This is a genomic window from Delftia sp. Lp-1 (assembly GCF_020523835.1).
In the GTDB taxonomy this organism is placed as follows: Bacteria; Pseudomonadota; Gammaproteobacteria; order Burkholderiales; family Burkholderiaceae_C; genus Comamonas; species Comamonas acidovorans.
Window position 1 is genome coordinate 2,186,858 of sequence record NZ_JAJALJ010000001.1, and the last position, 19,480, is coordinate 2,206,337.

Consider the following 19,480-nt stretch of genomic DNA (forward strand, 5'->3'; position numbering starts at 1 on the left):
AGTCAGGGCTGGGGGAGCAGTCTATGGAGACGGAGTCTCCTGGGCCTGCGGATGCTCCAGCTGGGGTGCGGCCGACAGGTCCGCGTCCACGGCCCGGCGCTCGTCAAAGACGAAGCAGCCGCCGTCATAGAAGGCGCCGTCGGTTTCCTCGAAGTACTTGAGGATGCCGCCTTCCAGCTGGTAAACATGCTCCAGGCCCTCGTCCCGCATCAGGATGGCGGCCTTCTCGCAGCGTATGCCGCCCGTGCAGTAGCTGACCACGGTCTTGTCGGCCAGATCGGCCTTGTGGGCGCGCAGCGCGGGCGGGAACTCGGTGAACTTGGTGATGCGCCAGTCGATGGTGTCCTTGAAGGCGCCGGCATCGACCTCGAAGTCGTTGCGCGTGTCCAGCGTCACCACCTCGCGGCCCTCGTCATCGTGGCCCTGTTCCAGCCAGCGGCGCAGCGTGGCGGGGCTGACCGATGGCGCGCGGCCCTCTGCCGGGCGGATGGTGGGGTGGTCCATGCGGATGATCTCGCGCTTGACCTTGACCAGCATCTTGCGAAACGGCACGGTGTCGGACCAGCTTTCCTTGGGGGCCAGGTCGGCAAAGCGCTCATCGGCGCGCAACTGGTCAACGAAGCTGTGCACCGCCTGGGCGGGGCCGGCCAGGAAGAAGTTGATGCCTTCCTCGGCCAGGAGGATGGTGCCCTTGAGCGCCAGGGCCTGGGCGCGTTCGGCCAGGGTGTCGCGCAGCGCCGCTGCATCGGGCAGCGGCGTGAACTTGTAGCAGGAAATATTGAGGATGTCGGACACGGGCAGGCAGGCGGGTGCGGCACAGGCCGCGGGTTGGATCGGGGCGCCGGCGAGAGGCGACCCGATCAGCCGCCCGACACCAGCAGGGCCTTGATTTTATTGGCCAGCTGGGCCACTGCCAGCGAAGCCGGTGCGCCGGGCATGGACTGCAGCAGCAACTGGCGGCGCATCACCGCCTCGCGCACGGCCGGGTCGGACGGAATATCGCCCAGGTGCGTGAGCCGCAATGGCTCGCCGGAGGCCGTGTTGACAAAGCGGTTGAGCACCTGCTGCAGCTGGCCCGTGATGGCGCGGCCATCTCCGGGGCGTGCCGCCTGGTTGATGGCCAGGCGGATCTGCTGGCGCTTTTGCTGGATGGCCAGCACCTTGATGGCCGCATAGGCATCGGTCAGCGAGGTGGGCTCGGGCGTGGCGATGACCAGCACCTCGGTGGCCATGGACACGGAGAACAGCACCACGTCCGAGATGCCTGCGCCGGTGTCCAGCAGCACGATGTCGTAGCGCGGGGCCAGTGTCTCGATGGTGTGCGTGAACTGCTGGCGGATCTCGGGCGTGAGCCGCGAGTACTCGATCATCCCGGAGCCGGCCAGCAGCACCGAGTAGCCGCCGGGCGCGGGCAGGATGGCTTCCTCCAGCGAGGAACGGCCGGTGAATACATCGTGCAGCGTGACCTTGGGGTAGAGGTTGAGCACCACATCCAGGTTGGCCAGACCCAGGTCGGCGTCAAGCACCAGGACCTTGAGGCCATGGCGTGTCAGCGCTGCGGCCAGATTGGCCGAAACGAAGGTCTTGCCCACGCCGCCCTTGCCGCTGGTCACGGCGATGATGTGTCCGCGCGGCTTGGCGCGCACGGCATCGCTCATCGGAACGGCAGCGGGCAGGGAGGGGTGGGGAATGGCGTTGTCGCTTACCACCTGGCTATCAGCGGAGTCCATCTTCGGGGTCCACATCGGTTGCAATATCTGGATTCAGCCCATTGTCAAACGGGGACGGGGCATACAAAGGTCCGAAAAGCAGGCTTTTTTCCTCCGCGCTTACCGTACTGTCAGGTTGTTCTTCAATGTGCACGCGGTTGCGGCCGGCAGATTTGGCCAGGTACAACTGTTTGTCGGCACGCTCGGTCCACAGGGTTGTGGTGCTGCGTATCCACTGCAGCGCATAGGCGCCGCCGATGCTGATGGTGATCTGCAGTGTCAGCGTGGGTGAGATGACCACCGGCATGCGCTCGATGGCGCTGCGTATGCGTTCGGCCACGGAGACACCGAAGGTCGCAGGGCAGGCGGGCAGCACGATGGCGAATTCCTCTCCTCCGTAGCGGGCCAGCGTGTCCATGGGGCGCACGCAATTGGTCAGGGTACGGGCCACCGACTGCAGAACCCGGTCGCCCACGATATGGCCGTGCTGGTCGTTGATCTGCTTGAAATGGTCGATGTCCAGCATCAGCATCAGGGCCGCTTCGCCAGACCGCGCCACGCGGTCGATCTCGCGCTCGGCAATGGTGCGGAAATGGCGGCGGTTGGCCAGCCCCGTGAGCGGGTCGCGCAGCGACAGCGAGCACAGTTCATCGATCAGCGCCTGCAGATATCGCGTCGGCGAATCCGTGGGCAGATGGACCGCCCCACCAGCGTGGGTAACCAGCGCGTGGGCTGTGGCCAGGCGCAGGTCGCGCAGGTATACGGATTGGTGGGATGCGGGGGCAGTCACGGAGGGCTGAATGAAAAGCCAGTGAAGTGTATCAGTGTGTAGGCTCGATTGTCGCCGCGTCGGCATCGACTTTTGCACCATCGGTGGTAACAGATGTTGATCCTGGTGCAGGCACGAACGGCGGCAGGGCAAGGGCGGCGAGGAATTCCGCATCGGTGCGGTACAGACGCAGGTGCGGTCCGCGGTGCAGGGCGCCCGCCCGCAGCAGCACCTGTTCGACCGGCAGCTTCAGGCCCACCACATGCAGCACGCCGCTGCGCTTGGCCGCCAGCAGTTGCAGGCGCACGAAGGTCTCCACGCCCGTCACGTCGATGCGGTTGATGGGCTGGGCCAGCAGGCACAGATGGTGGGTCTCCGGGCGCAGCGCCCATTCGTCACCGATACGACGCTCCAGGGCCGAGGCCGAGCCGAAGTCCAGCTCGGCATCCATGCGCAGGGCCAGCAGGCCCGGCGCCAGCGGCGGCAGTTGCCAGAGGTTGCGGTCGCGCAGGCTGCCGTCGGGATGCTGGCCCACTTCGATGATGCGCGGATGCAGGCGCTGGTAGAGGAAGTAGCCCAGGCTCAGCACAATGCCCGCGAACACGCCCCAGTACATGCGCGGCGCCGTGACGATGGTCAGCAGCAGCGTGGCCAGCGCAATGCTGCCCTCCACGCGCGACACCTTGAACAACTGCAGCAGCACGCGCGGCTTGACCAGGTTGACCACGGCCGTGATCACGATGGCCGCCAGCGCCGCCTTGGGCACGTGGTACAGCGCCGGGATGAACCACAGCACCACGATGACCACCAGCAGGATGGAGAACACGTTGGACCAGCCCGTCTTGGCGCCGGCCAGCAGGTTCACGGCCGAGCGCGAGAACGAGGCGCTGGTGGCAAAGCTGCCGAACAGGCCCGCACTGATCTTGGACAGCCCCTGGGCGACCAGGTCCTGGTTCTCGTTCCAGCGCGTGCCGGCCTGCTGGTGCTCCACCTGGGCGCTGGAGGCCGTCTCCAGAAAGCTCACCAGCGAGATCACCAGCACCGGCATCACCAGGGCGCCGAACTCGTCCCAGCTCAGCAATCCCGGCAACTGGAAGCTGGGCAGGCCTGCCGGCAGGTGGCCGACCACGGCGCCACCATCATCGGCAAAGTCCGTGGCCCAGCTGATCACGCCGGTCAGCGCAATGATGAAGATGGCCGAGGGAAAGGCCGCGCGCCAGCGCTTGGCCAGCACCAGCAGCGCAATGCTGGCAATGCCGTAGAGGATGGACTGCCAGTCGAAAAGCTGCAGCGAAGGCGTGTTCCAGACTGCGCTCCAGGTCGAACGCAGTCCCAGCAGGGTGGGCAACTGCGAGGCCAGGATCAGCAGCGCTGCCGCCTGTGTGAAACCCGTGAGCACGGGCGAGGTCACCAGGTTGAGCAGCCAGCCGGCGCGCATCAGGCCCAGTGACCACTGCACCAGGCCCGACAGAATTGCCATCCAGGCGGCCAGGGCCACCCAGTGCGCGGAGCCGGGTTCGGCCAGGCCCGTGAGGGAGGCGCCGATCAGCAGTGCACTCAAGGCCGTGGGCCCCACACCCAGGCGCGGCGAGCCGCTGAACATCACGGCCACCAGGGCAGGGACGATGGAGGCGTAAATGCCGGTGATCAGCGGCATGCCGGCAAGCGCCGCATAGGCCACGCCCTGGGGCAGAAGCATCAGACCAACGGTGAGACCTGCCCAGAACTCCCCGCGCAGCACGGCTGCCGAGGGTTTGGGCCATGCCAGGAAGGGAAACCAGCGCGCCAGGGAATGCATGGCCGCTATTGTCATGCTAACTGGATGGTGCCGGGATGTTCGGGCTTGTCCTACAGGCGCTTGCGTCGGCGTCGTATGGGTTTGTCCCAGGGCCATAAATAAAGTCGAGGCCTGTGTTGACCGCCTCACAACTATTCAAGGAGTAACCGCATGACTTTCATCACCCAACGCTGCTGCCACATCCTCGCCGTGTCCGCCCTGGCCTTCGGCCTCGCCGCATGCGGCAAGACCGAAGACACTGCCGGCCAGAAGCTCGACTCCGCCGTCCAGCAGTCCCAGCAGGCCGCGCAAAGCGCAGGCCAGAAGATCGACAACGCCATGAGCAGCGCCGGCACCAAGATCGAGGAAGGCGCGATGAAGGCCGAAACGGCCACCAACAACGCCATGAGCCAGGCGGGCGCCGCGCTCGACGATGCAGGCATCACCGCCCAGATCAAGGCCGACCTGATCAAGGAACCCGATATCTCCGCCCTCAAGATCGACGTGGACACCAAGGCCGGCGCCGTCACGCTGACCGGCTCGGTGCCCAGCGATGCGCTCAAGATGCGCGCCGGCGACATTGCCAAGGCCGTCAAGGGCGTGAACAACGTCAGCAACATGCTGGAGATCAAGGCCAGCTGATCGCAGCCACCGGCTTTGCTCCCCCAATGAAAACCAGGCGCTTCGTCCGCCTGGTTTTTTTATGCCTGAACGCCGTGGCCCAGCGCATAAGATGCGCTGCATGAGCACACCCGACCTGCAGATCAGCACCCATCTCATCCACCATCCCTACCAGCCGCCCGAAGGCTTTGTCGCAACGCAGCCGCCGGTGCACAAGGCCTCGACGGTGATCTTCGAGAACGTGGCGGCCATGCGCCGCCGCCAGTGGCTGGACAAGAGCAGCTACACCTACGGCCTGCACGGCACGCCCACCACGTTCTTGCTGGAAGAGCGCCTGAGCGCGCTGGAAGGCGGCCTGCAATGCCTGCTGGTGCCCAGCGGCCTGGCGGCCATCGCCACCACCTCCCTGGCCCTGCTGCGCACCGGCGACGAGATGCTGCTGCCCGACAACGCCTACGGTCCCAACAAGACCCTGAGCGAGGGCGAGCTGGCCCATTTCGGCGTGCGCCACCAGTGCTATGACGCCATGGATGTTGCCGACCTCGAAGCCAAAATCACGCCCAAGACGCGTTTGGTCTGGCTGGAGGCGCCGGGCTCGGTGACCATGGAGTTCCCTGACCTCATCGCCATGGTGCGCCTGTGCCGCGCGCGCGGCATCACCACCGTGCTGGACAACACCTGGGGTGCGGGCCTGGCCTTCAATCCCTTCGACCTGCTGGGCGACGGCTCGCACAGCCTGGGCGTGGATGCCACCGTCCATGCGCTCACCAAGTACCCCAGCGGCGGCGGCGATGTGCTCATGGGCAGCATCATCACGCGCGACCAGGCGCTGCACATGCGCATCAAGCTGGCCCATATGCGCCTGGGCCTGGGCGTGGGCGGCAACGACACCGAGGCCGTGCTGCGCTCGCTGCCCAGCATTGCGCTGCGCTACCACGCACAGGACCGCGCCGCGCGCGAGCTGGCGCGCTGGCTGCAGCAGCAGCCGGCTGTGGTCCAGGTGCTGCATCCCGCGCTGGAAGGCGCTCCAGGCCACGAGAACTGGAAGGCCCTGTGTGGCGCAGCCGGCGGCGGCGAGGGCGTGGCGGCCGGCCTGTTCAGCGTGGTCATCGACCCGCGCCACGGCCAGCAGGCCGTGGACCGCTTCTGCGACAGCCTGCGCCTGTTCAAGATCGGCTACAGCTGGGGCGGCCCCATCAGCCTAGTCGTGCCCTATGAGCTGCCGTCCATGCGCAGCTGCCCCACGCCCCAGCTGCGCAGCGGCACCGTGGTGCGCTTTGCCATCGGCCTGGAGGCCGTGCAGGACCTGCGTGCCGACCTGGAGCAGGCCCTGGCCGCTGCGTTCGCATAGTTGAGCGCCAGGCGCCGGTGACATGCGCCTGTCACCGGCAACACCGATGCTCGTTGGCTTCATACCATCCCACGGGGGCCTCCAGGCCCTGGTTCAGCATGAAGCACAAAGAGAGCATCACCAATATCCTGCAGCACGCGAAGACCGCGTCCAATGGGTCCGGCATCGTGGCCAGCCGCCGCCATTTCGTGCGCGGCATGGGCGCATCGGCCCTGGCGCTGCCACTGGCCGGCTGCGGCGGCTCCGATGGCGACAGCGGCATTCCCGTCGAGTTCCGCCACGGCGTGGCCAGCGGCGACCCGTTGAGCGACCGCGTCATCCTCTGGACCCGCGTGACGCCACCCCAGGGCCATTCCAGCGACATCGAGGTGGAGTGGGAGCTGGCCTCGGACGCCGACTTCAAGACCATCGTGGTGTCGGGCAAGGCCATGGCGCGCGCCACCCAGGACTTCACCTTCAAGGCCGACGCCACGGGCCTCAAGCCCGCCACGCGCTACCACTACCGTTTTCGCTGCCAGGGCATGACCAGCGCCACGGGCCGCACGCGCACCCTGCCCGTGGGCGCCGTGCAGCAGGTCAAGCTGGCCGTGTTCTCCTGCGCCAACTACCCGGCGGGCTACTTCAACGTCTACGCGCATGCCGCGCGCCAGGGCGACCTGGATGCCTCCGTGCACCTGGGCGACTACATCTATGAATATGCGCGCGGCGGCTATGCCAACGGCAAGGCCGAAGCCATGCAGCGCCAGAGCCTGCCGGCCAACGAAATCGTCAGCCTGGCCGACTACCGCCAGCGCCATGCCCAGTACAAGAGCGATGCCGACCTGCAGGCCCTGCATGCGGCAGCGCCCATGATTGCGGTCTGGGACGATCACGAAGTCTCCAACGACACCTGGATGCACGGCGCCGAAAACCACCAGCCGGCCACCGAGGGCGATTTCGAACTGCGCAAGGTGGCCGCGCTCAAGGCCTATCACGAGTGGATGCCCACGCGCAACGCGCAGCCCGAGATCATCTACCGCAGCTTCGCCTTCGGCGACCTGCTGGCGCTGCACATGCTGGACACGCGCGTCATCGGCCGCGACAAACAACTGGACTACGCCGACTACTTCACCGCCCAGGGCCTGGACGCGGCACGTTTCACCTCCGACATGGCCAATCCTGCGCGCCAGCTCATGGGCGCCAACCAGACCCAGTGGCTGGGCCAGCAGCTGGCAGCCTCGCAGGCCACCTGGCAGGTGCTGGGTCAGCAGGTGCTGATGGGGCGCATGGAGCTGCCGGCGCCCTTGCTGATGGACATACTCAGCCCCGGCAGCGGTGTCTCGCTGCCGGCCTACGCGGCGCTGCTGGCCAAGGCGCAGGCGAACCCGGCCAGCCTGACGGCGGCGGAAAAGGCCATCCTGGCCCAGCCCAGCATCCCCTACAACCTCGATGCCTGGGACGGCTACGCCGTGGCACGCGAGACCGTGCTGGCCACGGCGCGCAGCCTGGGCAAGAACCTGGTCGTGCTGGCGGGCGACACCCACAATGCCTGGGCCAGCGAACTGCGTGACCGCAGCGGGCAGGCCGTGGGCGTGGAGTTCGCCACCTCGTCCGTCAGCTCGCCGGGTTTCGAGGAATACCTGTCGGGCCAGGACCCGGCCCAGCTGCGTGGCGCGCTGCTGCAATTCATCTCCACGCTCAAGTACTGCGATACCTCGCGCCGTGGCTACATGATCGTCACTGCCACGCCGCAGGCCTGCCAGGCCGAGTGGATCTACGTGGACACCGTGTTCAGCCGCCAATACCAGGCTGTGCGCGATGCGGCCTGGAAGGTGCTGCCCGGCCAGCCGGGCAAGCTGGTGCAGGCCTGAGTGCAGACTTGGGCACAGACCTGGGGGTCTGGGCGGGCCTCGGTAGTTTCCGCCATGGCAGCAGTGCCATGGCTGCGATAACTTTGGACTCGCTGATCCAGGAGGTCCAGGCATGCAGGCATCCCCCGCTCCCGAGAAAGCTTCCGACAACCCGGCCGGCATGCTGCAGGTGCAACTGCTGCGCATGGCCGATCCCTGGCGCTGGCTGGCCCTGGGCTGGCGCGATCTGCGGCGTGCGCCCGGCGTGGCGCTGTTCTACGGCCTGTGCTTCTGGGCCATGGCCCTGCTGATCGGCTGGGTGTTCCGCGCCAGCCCGGAATACAGCATGGCCATGGCCAGCGGCTGCCTGCTTATCGGCCCCTTCCTGGCCATGGGCCTGTACGACACCAGCCGCAGGCTGGAGCGGGGCTTGCCGCCCCAACTGAGCAGCTCGCTGACCTGTTGGGACACGCAGATGGGCAGCATGGGCATGCTGGTCATGGTGCTGCTGGTGCTGGAGATGCTCTGGGCGCGCGCCTCCATGGTGGTCTTTGCTGTGTTTTTCGATACCGGCATGCCGACCACGGCCGGCATGCTGCAGGCCGTGGCGCGGCCCGAGAACTGGGAATTCCTGGCCATTTACCTGCTGGTCGGCGGCGCATTCGCGGCCCTGGTGTTCGCCAGCATGGTGGTGGCGCTGCCGGCCATGCTGGACCGGGGCAGCGACGCACTCACGGCCTGCATCACCAGCATGCGCGTGGTCGGCCTGAACCTGGCCGTCATGCTGCAGTGGGCCGCGATCATCACCGTGCTGGTGGCGGTTGCCCTGTGGTGGCACGGCGCGGGCCTGCTGCTGGTGGGGCCTTTGCTGGGTTGTGCCAGTTGGCATGCATACCGTTGCAGCGTGGGCGATTCCGCCGTGCCTGCGTCCACCATATCCTGAGGTTTTCCTGGCATGCCCCGTCTTGCGGCTACAGTGGGGCTTGCAACAACAGAGGAGTCCACCTGTGGCGACACCCAATTACGCCTATGAAAAACGCCAGCGCGAACTGGCCAAGAAGCAGAAGAAGCTAGAGAAGGAGAAGGCCAAGGCCGAAAAAAGACCCGACGACCATGAGGGCGACGGCTCAGAAGGTAGTGCGCAGGCATCTCCTGCAGCAGCCCGTCCCGGCGAGGAAGGCCGCGGCAGCTGACACCCTGCCTGCCCTGAGCTCAGGGCAGCAGCTTGCTGAGCTGGGGCCAGACGTTGTCCAGCATGCGCGGCTGGGCCTTGGCCGTGGGGTGGATGCGGTCGGCCTGGAACCACTGGGCCGAATCGGCCGCATCACCGATGCCGGCCAGCAGGAAGGGCACCAGCGGCACCTTCTGCTCCTGCGCCACCTTGGCAAACAACTGCTCGAACTGGCGTGTATAGCCGCTGCCATAGTTGGGCGGCACCTGCATGCCCACCAGCAGCACCTTGGCTCCGGCATCCCGGGCCGCGCGCACCATGGCGTCCAGATTGCCCTGCGTGCTTTGCAGCGGCAGACCCCGCAGCGCATCGTTGCCACCCAATTCGATCACCACCACCGATGGCTTGTGCTGCTTGAGCAAGGCAGGCAGGCGAGAGCGGCCGCCCGAGGTGGTCTCGCCACTCACGCTGGCGTTGACCAGCGGCACATTCTTTGGGCTCTCCTGCAGGCGCTTTTGCAGCAGTGCCACCCAGCCCGTGCCACGGGCCAGTCCGTATTCGGCACTCAGCGAGTCGCCCAGCACCAGCAGCGGGCCCGTCTCGGCTGCCCATGTGGACGTGGCCGTCCAAGTACCCAGCAGGCCGAAGGCCAAGCCGGCCGATATAAAGTGGCGGCGTCGGCGCATTGCGCGCAGCTTGTCTTGCATCGTCTTCCCATCCTCCATGTCACAAAGCACTGCCCAGCCCCTGATCGAAGTCGAGCATGTCTTCAAGTCGGTCAGCGATTCGACCGGAACACTGGATATTCTGCGGGATATCGATCTGCGTTTTGCCGCAAGGGAAACCGTGGCCATCGTCGGTGCCTCGGGTTCGGGCAAAAGCACGCTGCTGTCCATTCTTGCCGGCCTGGATACGCCCACGCGCGGCACGGTGCGGCTGCAGGGCCAGGACATGTTCGCGCTGGATGAGGATGCACGCGCCGCCGTGCGCGCGCAAAAGCTCGGCTTTGTGTTCCAGAGCTTCCAGCTGCTGGGCAATCTGACGGCGCTGGAGAACGTGATGCTGCCATTGGAGCTGGCGGGCAGCCGCGAGGCCCGCCGCCGCGCCACCGAGATGCTGGAGCGCGTGGGCCTGGGCCAGCGCCTGGGCCACTATCCCAAGCTGCTGTCGGGCGGCGAGCAGCAGCGCGTGGCGCTGGCCCGCGCCTTCGTGGTCGAGCCCGCCGTGCTGCTGGCCGACGAGCCCACGGGCAGCCTGGACTTTGCGACCGGCGAAACCATCATGGAGCTGATGTTCGCGCTCAACCGCGAACGCGGCACGACGCTGGTCATGGTCACCCATGACCGAGCCATCGCCGCGCGCTGCGAGCGCCGCGTGACCATCGAGGCCGGCCGCGTTGCCAGCATCGAAGAAGGGCAGGCGCTGGCGGTCTGATCGGACGCCAGCAAGGGGTTGCGCTCAGGCCGCCACGGCCTCACGGCGCCCGGCTGCCTCGCAGGCAGCTGCCGTGAAGATCACATCGGTCGAGGAGTTCAGCGCGGTTTCGGCCGAGTCCTGGATCACGCCGATCACAAAGCCCACGCCAACCACCTGCATGGCCAGATCGTTGGAGATGCCGAACAGGCTGCAGGCCAGCGGAATCAGCAGCAGCGAGCCGCCGGCCACGCCCGAGGCGCCGCATGCGCAGACCGCGGACACCACGCACAGCAAGATGGCGGTCAGCAGATCGACCTCGATGCCCAGCGTATGAGCCGCAGCCAGCGAGAGCACGCTGATGGTGACGGCGGCGCCGGCCATGTTGATGGTGGCGCCCAGCGGGATGGAGACGCTGTAGGTGTCCTCATCCAGGCCCAGGCGCTTGGCCAGCGCCAGGTTCACGGGGATGTTGGCGGCCGAGCTGCGCGTGAAGAAGGCCGTCACCGCGCTCTCGCGCAGGCAGGTCAGTACCAGCGGATAGGGGTTGCGGCGCGTCTGCGTCCAGACGATGAACGGGTTGACCACCAGGGCCACGAACAGCATGCAGCCCAGCAGCACGGCCAGCAGGTGGGCATAGTCCAGCAGCTTTTCCAGGCCCGACTGGGCAAAGGTGCCGGCCACCAGGCCGAAGATGCCCAGCGGCGCCAGCCGGATCACGCCCTGAATCACGCGGGTGATGGCCTGGCCCAGGTCCTGCATCACGGCGCGCGTGGACTCCGAGGCATGGCGCAGGGCCAGGCCCATGGCCAGTGCCCAGGCGAGGATGCCGATGTAGTTGGCATTCATCAGCGCACGCACGGGGTTGTCGAAGGCGCTTTGGACCAGGGCCATCAGCACTTCGCCAATGCGCCCGGGTGCGCCCTGGGCCGGGGCGGCATCCTTGAACTGGATGGTGGAAGGGAAGGCCATGCTGGCGCCGACGGCGACCACGGCCGCCGCAAAGGTGCCCAGCACATACAGCCACAGGATGGGGCGGATCTGCGTGGCCTGGCCAGGCCGGTGGTTGCTGGTGGCCGAGACCACCAGCAGCAGCACCAGCACGGGCGCCACGGCCTTGAGGGCGGAGATGAACAGCGTGCCCAGCAGGGACACGGACTGGGCGGCCTCGGGCCAGAGCCAGGCCAGCAGGCCGCCAGCGACCAGGCTGATGGCGATCTGGCCGACCAGGCTGGTGCGGGCAAGCCGGGCGAAGAGGGCTTTGAGCATGATGGTTGGCAAAGAAAAGGAAAAAACTCAAGCGATGGAAAAATGCAAAGCGGCATGCCCGTGGCTACGGTGCATGCCGCAATGTGCAGGGCTGCTGGAAGGCGGCCAAGCCGCGCAGTGTAGCGGCTACGTAAAAACCACAGGAGCCGTTGCGCGCAGACGGGCTTCGCAAGGCGGGGGCCGGGGCACCGCTCAATTGGCGGGATAATTGCGCCCCATGTCGTCCCCCAAAGTTCTCTTCGGCTTCCACGCCGTCGGCGTGCGCATGAAGACCGCGCCCCAATCCATCATCGAGGTCTACTACGAGGCCACGCGCCGCGATGCGCGCATGCGCCAGTTCCTCGACCGCGCCAAGTCGGCCGGCGTCCGGCTGATCGAGGCCGACGGCGAACGCCTTGCCAAGCTGGCTGGCAGCCATGGCCACCAGGGCGTGGCCGCTCGCGTGGAGGCGGTGGCCCAGGTGCATTCGCTGGACGAATTGCTGGAGCAGCTGGAGGCAGACGGCATCAGCAAGCCGCTGCTGCTGGTGCTGGACGGCGTGACCGATCCGCACAACCTGGGGGCCTGCCTGCGCGTGGCCGATGGCGCCGGCGCCCATGCGGTGATTGCGCCCAAGGACCATGCGGTGGGCGTGAACGCCACCGTGGCCAAGGTGGCCAGCGGCGCGGCCGAGACCGTGCCCTATTTCATGGTCACCAACCTGGCGCGCACGCTCAATGAGCTCAAGGAGCGCGACATCTGGATCATCGGCACCAGCGACGATGCGCCCAAAACCCTGTACGAGGTGGACCTCACGGGCCCCACGGCCCTGGTGCTGGGCGCCGAAGGCGACGGCATGCGCCAGCTCACGCGCAAGACCTGCGACGAGCTGATCGGCATCCCCATGATGGGCGCCGTCTCCAGCCTCAACGTGTCCGTGGCCAGCGGCGTGTGCCTGTACGAAGCGCTGCGCCAGCGCGGCCAGGGCACCACGCCTGCCGTGTCTGCCGCCCCGGCTGACCAGATCTAGGCCGGCGCGCCGCTGGCGCCCGCACTTGCACCCTCGCCCGTGCCCAGTTCCACCACGCTCTCGAAGCCGCCCCAGAACATGCGCTTGGCGTCGAAGGGCATGGTGGCCGGGTCCATGGAGGCAATGCGCGGGTCCTTCATGACGGCGGCATTGATGCGGTCGCGCTCCGCGCGCGACGCATAGATGATCCATGAGAAGAACACGATCTCGCCTTCCTTGAGCTGCACGGCCTGGGGAAACGAGGTCAGCTTGCCCATGGGCACGTCATCACCCGCGCATTCCCAGTACTGCAGCGCGCCGTATTCCATCCATACCTTGCCTGCGGCCTGCGCCACCTCGCGGTAGGCTTGCAGGTTGGCCCGGGGAACGGGCAGCACGAATCCGTCGATGTAGTGCATGGCTCTCTCCTGGTGAAATCCGGCTTCAGAGCCGGGCTGCGAGCTCGGCCAGCTGGTCCGTGCACTGGCCCCAGCCGGTGTGAAAACCCATGGCTTCGTGCTGGGCGCGGTCGGCAGCACTCCAATGGCGCACCCGGGCGGTATAGCGGGTCTGGGCGCCCTCGGGATCGAAGCTGACGATGCCCGTCATGAAGGGCTTGTCGGCAGGCACCCAGCCTTGGGTGAATGCGTCGGTGAAGACCAGGCGGCGGTTGGGAATGACTTCCAGGTAGACACCGCTGCCGGGCATCTCCTGGCCTTCAGGGCTGCGCATGACGATGAGGCTGTGGCCACCGGGCCGCACATCGTTGTCCACGCGGGACACGCTCCAGGGGCTGGGCGCAAACCATTGCTGGATCAGCGCGGGTTCGGTCCAGCAGCGGTAGAGCCTGTCGGCGGAAATGTCCAGCAGGCGCGTGAGCACCAGGTCATTGGCATGGTCGGGAATGTCTTGTGCTGTCATGGCGCTCCTCATTGCATGGAATGCAGCCCGATTCGGTTGCCCTCTGTGTCCACCACGACGGCGCAGTGCCCGTGGGGGCCTATGGAGAATTTGGCCTGCTCGATGCGCCCGCCTGCGGCCTCGACGCGGCCCTGTTCGATGGCACAGTCCTCGCAGCCGAAATAGACCAGGGTGCCGCCGCCGCCGGAAGGTGCGCCGTCCATCCGCACCAGCATTCCGCCCGCGCCGGGGCCTGTCATGTCCATCGGAAAGGACAGCATCTCCTGGCTGTCGGAGCCATCTGGCGCGGGCAGATGCTCCAGCTTGCCCTGGAAGACGGTTTCATAGAACCGGCGCGCACGCGCCATGTCCTGCACATGGATCTCGAACCAGACGACTGGGTTGGCGTTCATGAAGACTCCTTCTTGGGTGACAGAGGCAATGTGTCGGCCGGCCTTGTTCAGGCCTCGCCCTTGACGTTGACCATCCATGGTGTGTTGAAGCGGTCCGTCACCATGCCAAAGCCCGGCGACCAGAACGTGGCCTGGAAGGGCATGGTCACCTTGCCGCCTTCGGCCAGCGCGTTGAAGATGCGGCCGCCTTCGGTGGCGTCGTCCACGCCGATCGAGATCCACATGCCCTGGGCCTGCTGGTAGCCGCCGCCACCGCAGTTGTCGGTGGCGTCCGAGGCCATCAGCGCCTGGTCCTTGATCTGCAGGTGGGCATGCATGATGAGCCCCTTGGCGGAATCGGGCATCTGCTCCATGCCCGGTGTCTCGCCAAAGGTGCTCTGGTGCACGATGGTGCCGCCGAACAGCCTGGCGTAGAAGGCAAAGGCCTCGGCGCAGTTGCCGTTGAAGTTCAGATAGGGGATGAATTGCATGGAACGCTCCTGAAGTGGATGGTGGCGAGGGGAGGGGGAGAGGAGTGGGAGGATGGGCGCAGGAGGCCTCAGCGGCCGTCATGCGCGCGCTCAAGAGCGGCGATGTCCAGCTTTTGCATGCCCAGCAGGGCCTGCATCACGCGCTGGGCGGCGGCCATGTCGGGGCCCCCCATCCAGCCCGCCATCTGGGCCGGAACGATTTGCCACGACAGGCCATGGCGGTCCTTGAGCCAGCCGCATTGACGCGCCGCCGGGTCGCCGCCCTCGGACAGGGCGCCCCAGTAGTGGTCTATCTCGTCCTGCGTATCGCAACTGACCATCAGCGAGACGGCCTCGTTGAAGCGGAACATCGGGCCGCCGTTGAGCGCCAGAAAGGGCTGGCCGTCCAACTCGAACTGCACCGTCATCACGCTGCCCGCCGGCCTGCCGTGGATGTCGTGGCCGGCTTCGCCATAGCGGGCAATGGCCGTGATGCGGGAATCGGGAAAGACTTCCGTATAGAAGCGCGCCGCCTGCTCGCCCTGGTTGTCAAACCAGAGGCAGGGCTGGATGCGGCCGGTGTGCAAAGCCATGCTTGTCTCCTTGGTGACGGTGAAAACCGTTTTTGCCGTTCGATGCCGGCTTTTTATCTATTTCTGCCCAGCGTGTGTACGCCGTTCACATATGCTAGGGACTAAAATGGACGCTGTCCACATCAGGCGCTGTCAGCTTCGGTGTCAAGCTGTAAATCGGCGGGGCAGGGCTGTCGTCCCTCATGTGTGACGTGGTCATGCAGAAAAAAAAGGAATCAAAACAGTGACGCAGCGACGTGTCAGGCGTGAGTCATATCACCATGGCGACCTGCGCCAGGCCCTGGTCGAAGCTGGCCTGGCGCTGGCGCGTGAAGGTGGCCCCCAGGCCATCGTGCTGCGCGAGGCCACGCGGCGGGCGGGCGTGGCGCCGAATGCGGCCTATCGTCACTTTGCCAACCGCCAGGCCTTGTTTGACGCCGTGCGCGCCGCCGCCCTGGGCGCACTGGCCACAGCAATCGAGGCCGAAATGGCCCAGGCCCACACCCTGCCCGATGTGCTGCTGCGCTCACGCGCCTTGCTGGCCGCCGTGGGCCGGGGCTACCTGGGCTTTGCCCAGACGGAGACCGGCTGGTTTCGCACGGCCTTTGCCTCTGTCGAGTACGACGTGGACCTGCCGCCCGACACCACGCGTGCGGCGGCCATGGGCCTGAATCCGTTCGAGCTGCTGGGCTACGCGCTGGACAGCATGGCCGAGGCCGGCGTGCTGCCGCCCGAGCGCCGTCCCCAGGCCGAGTTCCTGGCTTGGTCGGCCGTGCACGGCATGGCCTTGCTGGTGATCGACGGCCCGCTGCGCCGTGCCACACCCGAGCAGCGTCGGGCGCTGGCGCTGCGCCTGTTGGAGATGGTGGAAAAAGGCATTTGATGCGCCCTGGGGCGGCGCTGCCGCACAATGGCCTGCTTTTTTTCCTTCGCCCTCCAATGCCCGACGAACCTTCCCCCACTTCGCTGCCTGCGGCTGCCGCTGAACTGCCCGGCCAGCGCGAGCTGCACGAGCTGCACGAGCTGCGCGAGCGCATCGCGCATGCAGCGCATATCGCCGTGCTCACGGGCGCAGGCGTCAGTGCCGAGTCCGGCGTGCCCACGTTCCGCGATGACAAGAACAGCTATTGGGCACAGTTCAACCCGCAGGACATGGCCAGCGAAGCGGGCTTTCGCGCCCATCCGCAGCGCGTGTGGCAGTGGTATGCGCACCGGCGCGAGGCCGTGGCGGCAGTGCAGCCCAATGCAGGCCACCATGCGCTGGCGCAGTGGGCCTTGCAGCACCCGGGCCGCATGACCCTGGTCACGCAGAACGTGGATGGCCTGCACCAGCGCGCGGGCAGCCCCGGCGTGCTGTGCCTGCATGGCGAGTTGATGCGCGACCGTTGGTTGGAGCGGCCCCGCGCCTGCTGCGACCTGGCCGGGCAGAACCCTGGCGAGCCTCCGCAGTGCCCTGTTTGCGGCAACCTGGTGCGCCCGGGCGTGGTCTGGTTCGGCGAGTCCCTGCCCATGGGCGTATGGCAGGCCGCCGAGGCCGCCGTGCAGCGCTGCGAGGTGCTGCTGGTGGTCGGCACCTCGGGCGCCGTGTATCCGGCAGCGGGGCTGGCCCGAATCGCGCGCCGGGCAGGCGCGCACGTGGCCGTCATCAACCCGGCGCCTTCCGAGCTGGATGACGCAGCGCACCAGTGCCTGCGCGGCCCATCGGCCCAGATCCTGCCCGCGCTGCTGGCGGGCTGAGAGGCCCCGGGCCAGGGCGGGCAGGCTGCCCTCGCCTGCGCAGGTCAGTCCCTTGCGCCTTCTTCCTGACTGGCCTGGTTGAGCTCGGCCACGTCCTGAGCCGACAGCTGCAGGCGCGTGGCCTGCACCAGTTGCTGCAACTGGGCCAGCGAGGTCGCGCTTGCGATGGGCGAAGTCACAAATGGGCGCTGCATCTGCCAGGCCAGGGCCACGCACGCGGGCTGGCTGTTCAGGCGCGCAGCCACGGCGTCCAGGGCTTGCACAATGCGCAGGCCGCGCGGATTCAGGTAGGTGGCCACGGTCTTGCCGCCGCGCGCACTCTTGGCTGCGTCTTCGCTGCTGCGGTACTTGCCCGTCAGAAAACCTGCTGCCAGCGCATAGAAGTTGATGATGCCCACCTGCTCGGCCGCGCACAGCGGCGCCAGATCGCGCTCCAGCACGGCGCGGTCATACAGGTTGTACAGCGGCTGCAGGCTCTCGTAGCGCGGCAGGCCCAGCTCGGCGCTGGTGCGCAGGGCCTCGGCCAGGCGCGGCGCGCTGTGGTTGGAGGCGCCGATGGCCCGCACCTTGCCTGCGGCGATCAGGTCGGCAAAGGCGCCCAGGGTATCGGCCAGCGGCACGCTGGCGTCGTCGTCATGCGACTGGTACAGGTCGATGTAGTCCGTTTGCAGGCGCTGCAGCGAGGCATCCACGGCCTGGCGGATGTACTCGGGGCGCAGGCCGACCCGGCCCTCGCCCATGTCCTTGCCGACCTTGGTGGCCAGCACGATGTCGGCGCGCCGTCCGCTGCGCCTGAGCCATTTGCCGATCACGGTCTCCGACTCGCCGCCCGCATGGCCCGGCGCCCAGCGCGAGTACACGTCGGCCGTGTCGATGAAGTTCATGCCGGCATCCAGCCAGGCGTCGAGCAGCGAGAACGACGTGGCCTCGTCCACGGTCCAGCCGAAGACATTGCCGCCAAAGCACAGCGGCGAGACCTGCAGGCCGCTGCGGCCCAGGGAACGGAGGGAAGGGGCTTGCGCCATGTACGGCTCCTTTTGACGAAAAAACCAGGGTAGTCCTCAGGACCTCTCAGATCCAGCCCAGCGCACCCAGCAGCGCGCCCGCGCCCAGCAGCCACAGCAGGTGGATGCGCGAGCGCCACACCAGCAGGGCGCAGGCCAGGGTCAGCAGCCACAGGCGCCAGTCCTGTGCGGGGCGGCCGCCGGCGCTGCCCAGCAGCCAGCCCGTGGCCAGCAGCAGCCCGATGACCAGCGGCCCCATGCCCTGCTTGAAGGCACGCACGCCGCGCCGGTTCTTGTTGCGCTGGCCCCAGCGCGAGGCCTGCCAGGCCAGCAGGGAGCTGGGCAGCAGGATGCCGACCATGCAGATGGTCACGCCCAGCGCGCCAAAGGTCCATGCCAGCGGCCCGGTGCCCCCGCCCGCGTTCAGGCCCAGGTTCCAGCCCAGCAGGGCGATGAACAGCACATTGGGCCCGGGCGCCGCCTGGGCGATGGCGATGGAGCTACTGAATTGCGCCTCGCTGAGCCAGCCGTGGCCATCGACCAGGAAGCGGTGCATGTCGGGCGCCGTGGCAATGGCGCCGCCCACGGCCATCAGCGAAAGCGTCAGGAAATACAGCAGCAACTGCAGCCAGTCGGCGGGCTGCAGGTTCAGGGCGATCTGGTGGGCGGCGTTCATGTGGCGAGCTTTCTCCAGGTCAGCACGCAGCCGGCACCGCCGACCACCAGCAGCACCCAGGCCAGCGGCACGCGCAGCACGGCCATGGCAATGAACGAGGCCAGCGCCAGGGCCGCGCTGCACCAGCGCCCCAGCGGGTGGCGGCTCAGCGTGCTGGTCAGCTTCAGCCCCATGCCCGCCACCAGGCCGGCCGCGACGGCGCCCATGCCGCGCAGCGCCCCGGCCATGGCGGGGTGGTCGGCCAGCTGCGAATAGATCACGGTCAGCGTCAGCACCAGCAGCATGGGGAAGCACAGCATCCCGCACACGGCGACCACGGCACCACGCCAGCCGAAGTAGCGCTCGCCAATGGTGATGGACAGGTTGACCACATTGGGCCCGGGCATGATCTGGGCCACGGCCCAGTCCTCCACGAACTCGTCGTTGGTCAGCCAGCGCTTTTTCTCGACCAGCTCGCGCTGCACCACGGCCAGCACGCCGCCAAAGCCCTGCAGGGCCAGCCAGGTGAAGGACCAGAACAGGTCGCGCAGGTTGGCGGGGGCGGGGCGCTGGGCAGGCGCATCGGCGGTGTCGTGTGGCGGGGAAGCCTGGGGCGGCGATGCGGGCATGTTCTGGCTTGTGTCTGGGCCGCCCGGGCAGGGCCCGGGGACGGCATCGCTGTTGTCATGGGGTGGAACCGTGCGGGCCGATCCTGTCTCCGTGCCTGCCTCGGGGTGGCACGCACGGAATATTAATCCTGCGCAGCGGCCTCGTCGGCAGCGGCCCCATCGGCAACGGCGATGGGGGCATTGCAAGCGCAGATGGCTTGCTGCCGGCATGCACCCGGGCCTGC

General features: G+C 67.3%; 23 protein-coding genes. 9 read left to right on the forward strand and 14 right to left on the reverse strand.

The annotated features are described in order from the left end of the window. Positions 1 to 21: 21 nt before the first annotated feature. From LGR64_RS09755 to LGR64_RS09770, 4 genes are all read right to left on the reverse strand, one after another. Entirely contained in the window at positions 22 to 795 is a 774-nt protein-coding gene (locus LGR64_RS09755; protein ID WP_034394337.1) for a sulfurtransferase, read from the reverse strand. Positions 796 to 860: 65 nt separating this feature from the next. Continuing rightward, positions 861 to 1,730 carry a MinD/ParA family protein gene (locus LGR64_RS09760; protein WP_013802173.1) on the reverse strand — a complete coding sequence of 290 codons (870 nt, stop codon included), beginning with the start codon at positions 1,728 to 1,730 and terminating at the stop codon, positions 861 to 863. Further along, positions 1,717 to 2,580 carry a GGDEF domain-containing protein gene (locus LGR64_RS09765; RefSeq protein ID WP_141831742.1) on the reverse strand — a complete coding sequence of 288 codons (864 nt, stop codon included), beginning with the start codon at positions 2,578 to 2,580 and terminating at the stop codon, positions 1,717 to 1,719. Before LGR64_RS09765 ends, LGR64_RS09760 begins: the two co-directional genes overlap by 14 nt. After that, positions 2,531 to 4,276, reverse strand: a complete 1,746-nt coding sequence (locus LGR64_RS09770) for a SulP family inorganic anion transporter (protein ID WP_141831744.1) — start codon at positions 4,274 to 4,276, stop codon at positions 2,531 to 2,533. Before LGR64_RS09770 ends, LGR64_RS09765 begins: the two co-directional genes overlap by 50 nt. A 150-nt stretch (positions 4,277 to 4,426) precedes the next feature. Here LGR64_RS09770 and LGR64_RS09775 point away from each other — a divergent pair, with 150 nt between their 5' ends. The 5 genes from LGR64_RS09775 to LGR64_RS09795 all read left to right on the forward strand — a co-directional run bounded on the left by LGR64_RS09775 (position 4,427) and on the right by LGR64_RS09795 (position 9,249). Continuing rightward, positions 4,427 to 4,897 (forward strand): BON domain-containing protein, encoded by a 471-nt coding sequence (locus LGR64_RS09775; protein WP_013802176.1) that lies wholly within the window; start codon positions 4,427 to 4,429, stop codon positions 4,895 to 4,897. A 100-nt stretch (positions 4,898 to 4,997) separates the two neighbouring features. Beyond that, complete coding sequence (locus LGR64_RS09780) at positions 4,998 to 6,227, forward strand: PLP-dependent transferase (protein ID WP_230355342.1); 1,230 nt, start codon at positions 4,998 to 5,000, stop codon at positions 6,225 to 6,227. A 98-nt stretch (positions 6,228 to 6,325) separates the two neighbouring features. After that, on the forward strand, positions 6,326 to 8,077 hold the full coding sequence (locus LGR64_RS09785) for an alkaline phosphatase D family protein (protein ID WP_141831746.1): 1,752 nt from the start codon (positions 6,326 to 6,328) through the stop codon (positions 8,075 to 8,077). Between the two features lie 112 nt (positions 8,078 to 8,189). Continuing rightward, a complete protein-coding gene (locus tag LGR64_RS09790) occupies positions 8,190 to 8,999 on the forward strand; it encodes a DUF2189 domain-containing protein (protein WP_141831748.1) in 810 nt (269 codons plus the stop codon). 64 nt (positions 9,000 to 9,063) lie between these two features. Then, on the forward strand, positions 9,064 to 9,249 hold the full coding sequence (locus LGR64_RS09795) for a hypothetical protein (RefSeq protein ID WP_034394318.1): 186 nt from the start codon (positions 9,064 to 9,066) through the stop codon (positions 9,247 to 9,249). Between the two features lie 19 nt (positions 9,250 to 9,268). On the opposite strand, the gene LGR64_RS09800 is transcribed toward LGR64_RS09795, so the two are convergent. Then, on the reverse strand, positions 9,269 to 9,934 hold the full coding sequence (locus LGR64_RS09800; RefSeq protein ID WP_034398647.1) for an arylesterase: 666 nt from the start codon (positions 9,932 to 9,934) through the stop codon (positions 9,269 to 9,271). Positions 9,935 to 9,950: 16 nt separating this feature from the next. On the opposite strand from LGR64_RS09800, the gene LGR64_RS09805 reads away from it, so the two are divergent. Beyond that, positions 9,951 to 10,661, forward strand: coding sequence for an ABC transporter ATP-binding protein (locus LGR64_RS09805; protein WP_141831750.1), 711 nt, complete (start codon positions 9,951 to 9,953; stop codon positions 10,659 to 10,661). A 24-nt stretch (positions 10,662 to 10,685) separates the two neighbouring features. On the opposite strand, the gene sstT is transcribed toward LGR64_RS09805, so the two are convergent. Further along, positions 10,686 to 11,909, reverse strand: coding sequence for a serine/threonine transporter SstT (sstT, locus tag LGR64_RS09810; protein WP_096916459.1), 1,224 nt, complete (start codon positions 11,907 to 11,909; stop codon positions 10,686 to 10,688). Positions 11,910 to 12,126: 217 nt separating this feature from the next. On the opposite strand from sstT, the gene rlmB reads away from it, so the two are divergent. Beyond that, positions 12,127 to 12,918: a 23S rRNA (guanosine(2251)-2'-O)-methyltransferase RlmB gene (gene rlmB, locus LGR64_RS09815; RefSeq protein ID WP_012205857.1), complete on the forward strand. Its 792-nt coding sequence runs from the start codon at positions 12,127 to 12,129 to the stop codon at positions 12,916 to 12,918. On the opposite strand, the gene LGR64_RS09820 is transcribed toward rlmB, so the two are convergent. From LGR64_RS09820 to LGR64_RS09840, 5 genes are all read right to left on the reverse strand, one after another. After that, positions 12,915 to 13,316: a DUF1428 domain-containing protein gene (locus LGR64_RS09820; protein WP_034394298.1), complete on the reverse strand. Its 402-nt coding sequence runs from the start codon at positions 13,314 to 13,316 to the stop codon at positions 12,915 to 12,917. The genes rlmB and LGR64_RS09820 overlap by 4 nt on opposite strands. A 25-nt stretch (positions 13,317 to 13,341) precedes the next feature. Continuing rightward, entirely contained in the window at positions 13,342 to 13,818 is a 477-nt protein-coding gene (locus LGR64_RS09825) for an SRPBCC family protein (RefSeq protein WP_123693596.1), read from the reverse strand. 8 nt (positions 13,819 to 13,826) lie between these two features. Next, a complete protein-coding gene (locus tag LGR64_RS09830) occupies positions 13,827 to 14,210 on the reverse strand; it encodes a VOC family protein (protein ID WP_013802186.1) in 384 nt (127 codons plus the stop codon). 47 nt (positions 14,211 to 14,257) lie between these two features. Further along, positions 14,258 to 14,680: a VOC family protein gene (locus tag LGR64_RS09835; RefSeq protein ID WP_034394280.1), complete on the reverse strand. Its 423-nt coding sequence runs from the start codon at positions 14,678 to 14,680 to the stop codon at positions 14,258 to 14,260. A gap of 68 nt (positions 14,681 to 14,748) precedes the next feature. After that, positions 14,749 to 15,252 (reverse strand): VOC family protein, encoded by a 504-nt coding sequence (locus LGR64_RS09840; protein WP_013802188.1) that lies wholly within the window; start codon positions 15,250 to 15,252, stop codon positions 14,749 to 14,751. A 223-nt stretch (positions 15,253 to 15,475) separates the two neighbouring features. On the opposite strand from LGR64_RS09840, the gene LGR64_RS09845 reads away from it, so the two are divergent. Both LGR64_RS09845 and LGR64_RS09850 read left to right on the forward strand, forming a co-directional pair. Next, positions 15,476 to 16,114 carry a TetR/AcrR family transcriptional regulator gene (locus tag LGR64_RS09845; protein ID WP_088164529.1) on the forward strand — a complete coding sequence of 213 codons (639 nt, stop codon included), beginning with the start codon at positions 15,476 to 15,478 and terminating at the stop codon, positions 16,112 to 16,114. A gap of 56 nt (positions 16,115 to 16,170) precedes the next feature. Continuing rightward, positions 16,171 to 16,968 (forward strand): SIR2 family NAD-dependent protein deacylase, encoded by a 798-nt coding sequence (locus LGR64_RS09850; RefSeq protein WP_230355343.1) that lies wholly within the window; start codon positions 16,171 to 16,173, stop codon positions 16,966 to 16,968. Between the two features lie 44 nt (positions 16,969 to 17,012). Here the strand turns inward: LGR64_RS09850 and LGR64_RS09855 are convergent, their stop codons facing one another. Genes LGR64_RS09855 through LGR64_RS09865 form a run of 3 tightly spaced genes read right to left on the reverse strand, consistent with a single transcriptional unit; the run spans position 17,013 to position 19,256 of the window. Then, complete coding sequence (locus LGR64_RS09855; protein ID WP_013802191.1) at positions 17,013 to 17,993, reverse strand: aldo/keto reductase; 981 nt, start codon at positions 17,991 to 17,993, stop codon at positions 17,013 to 17,015. Between the two features lie 46 nt (positions 17,994 to 18,039). Continuing rightward, a complete protein-coding gene (locus LGR64_RS09860) occupies positions 18,040 to 18,648 on the reverse strand; it encodes a chromate transporter (protein WP_141831757.1) in 609 nt (202 codons plus the stop codon). After that, positions 18,645 to 19,256, reverse strand: coding sequence for a chromate transporter (locus tag LGR64_RS09865; RefSeq protein ID WP_141831759.1), 612 nt, complete (start codon positions 19,254 to 19,256; stop codon positions 18,645 to 18,647). The genes LGR64_RS09860 and LGR64_RS09865 overlap by 4 nt, the downstream gene beginning before the upstream one ends. Between the last annotated feature and the right edge of the window lie 224 nt (positions 19,257 to 19,480).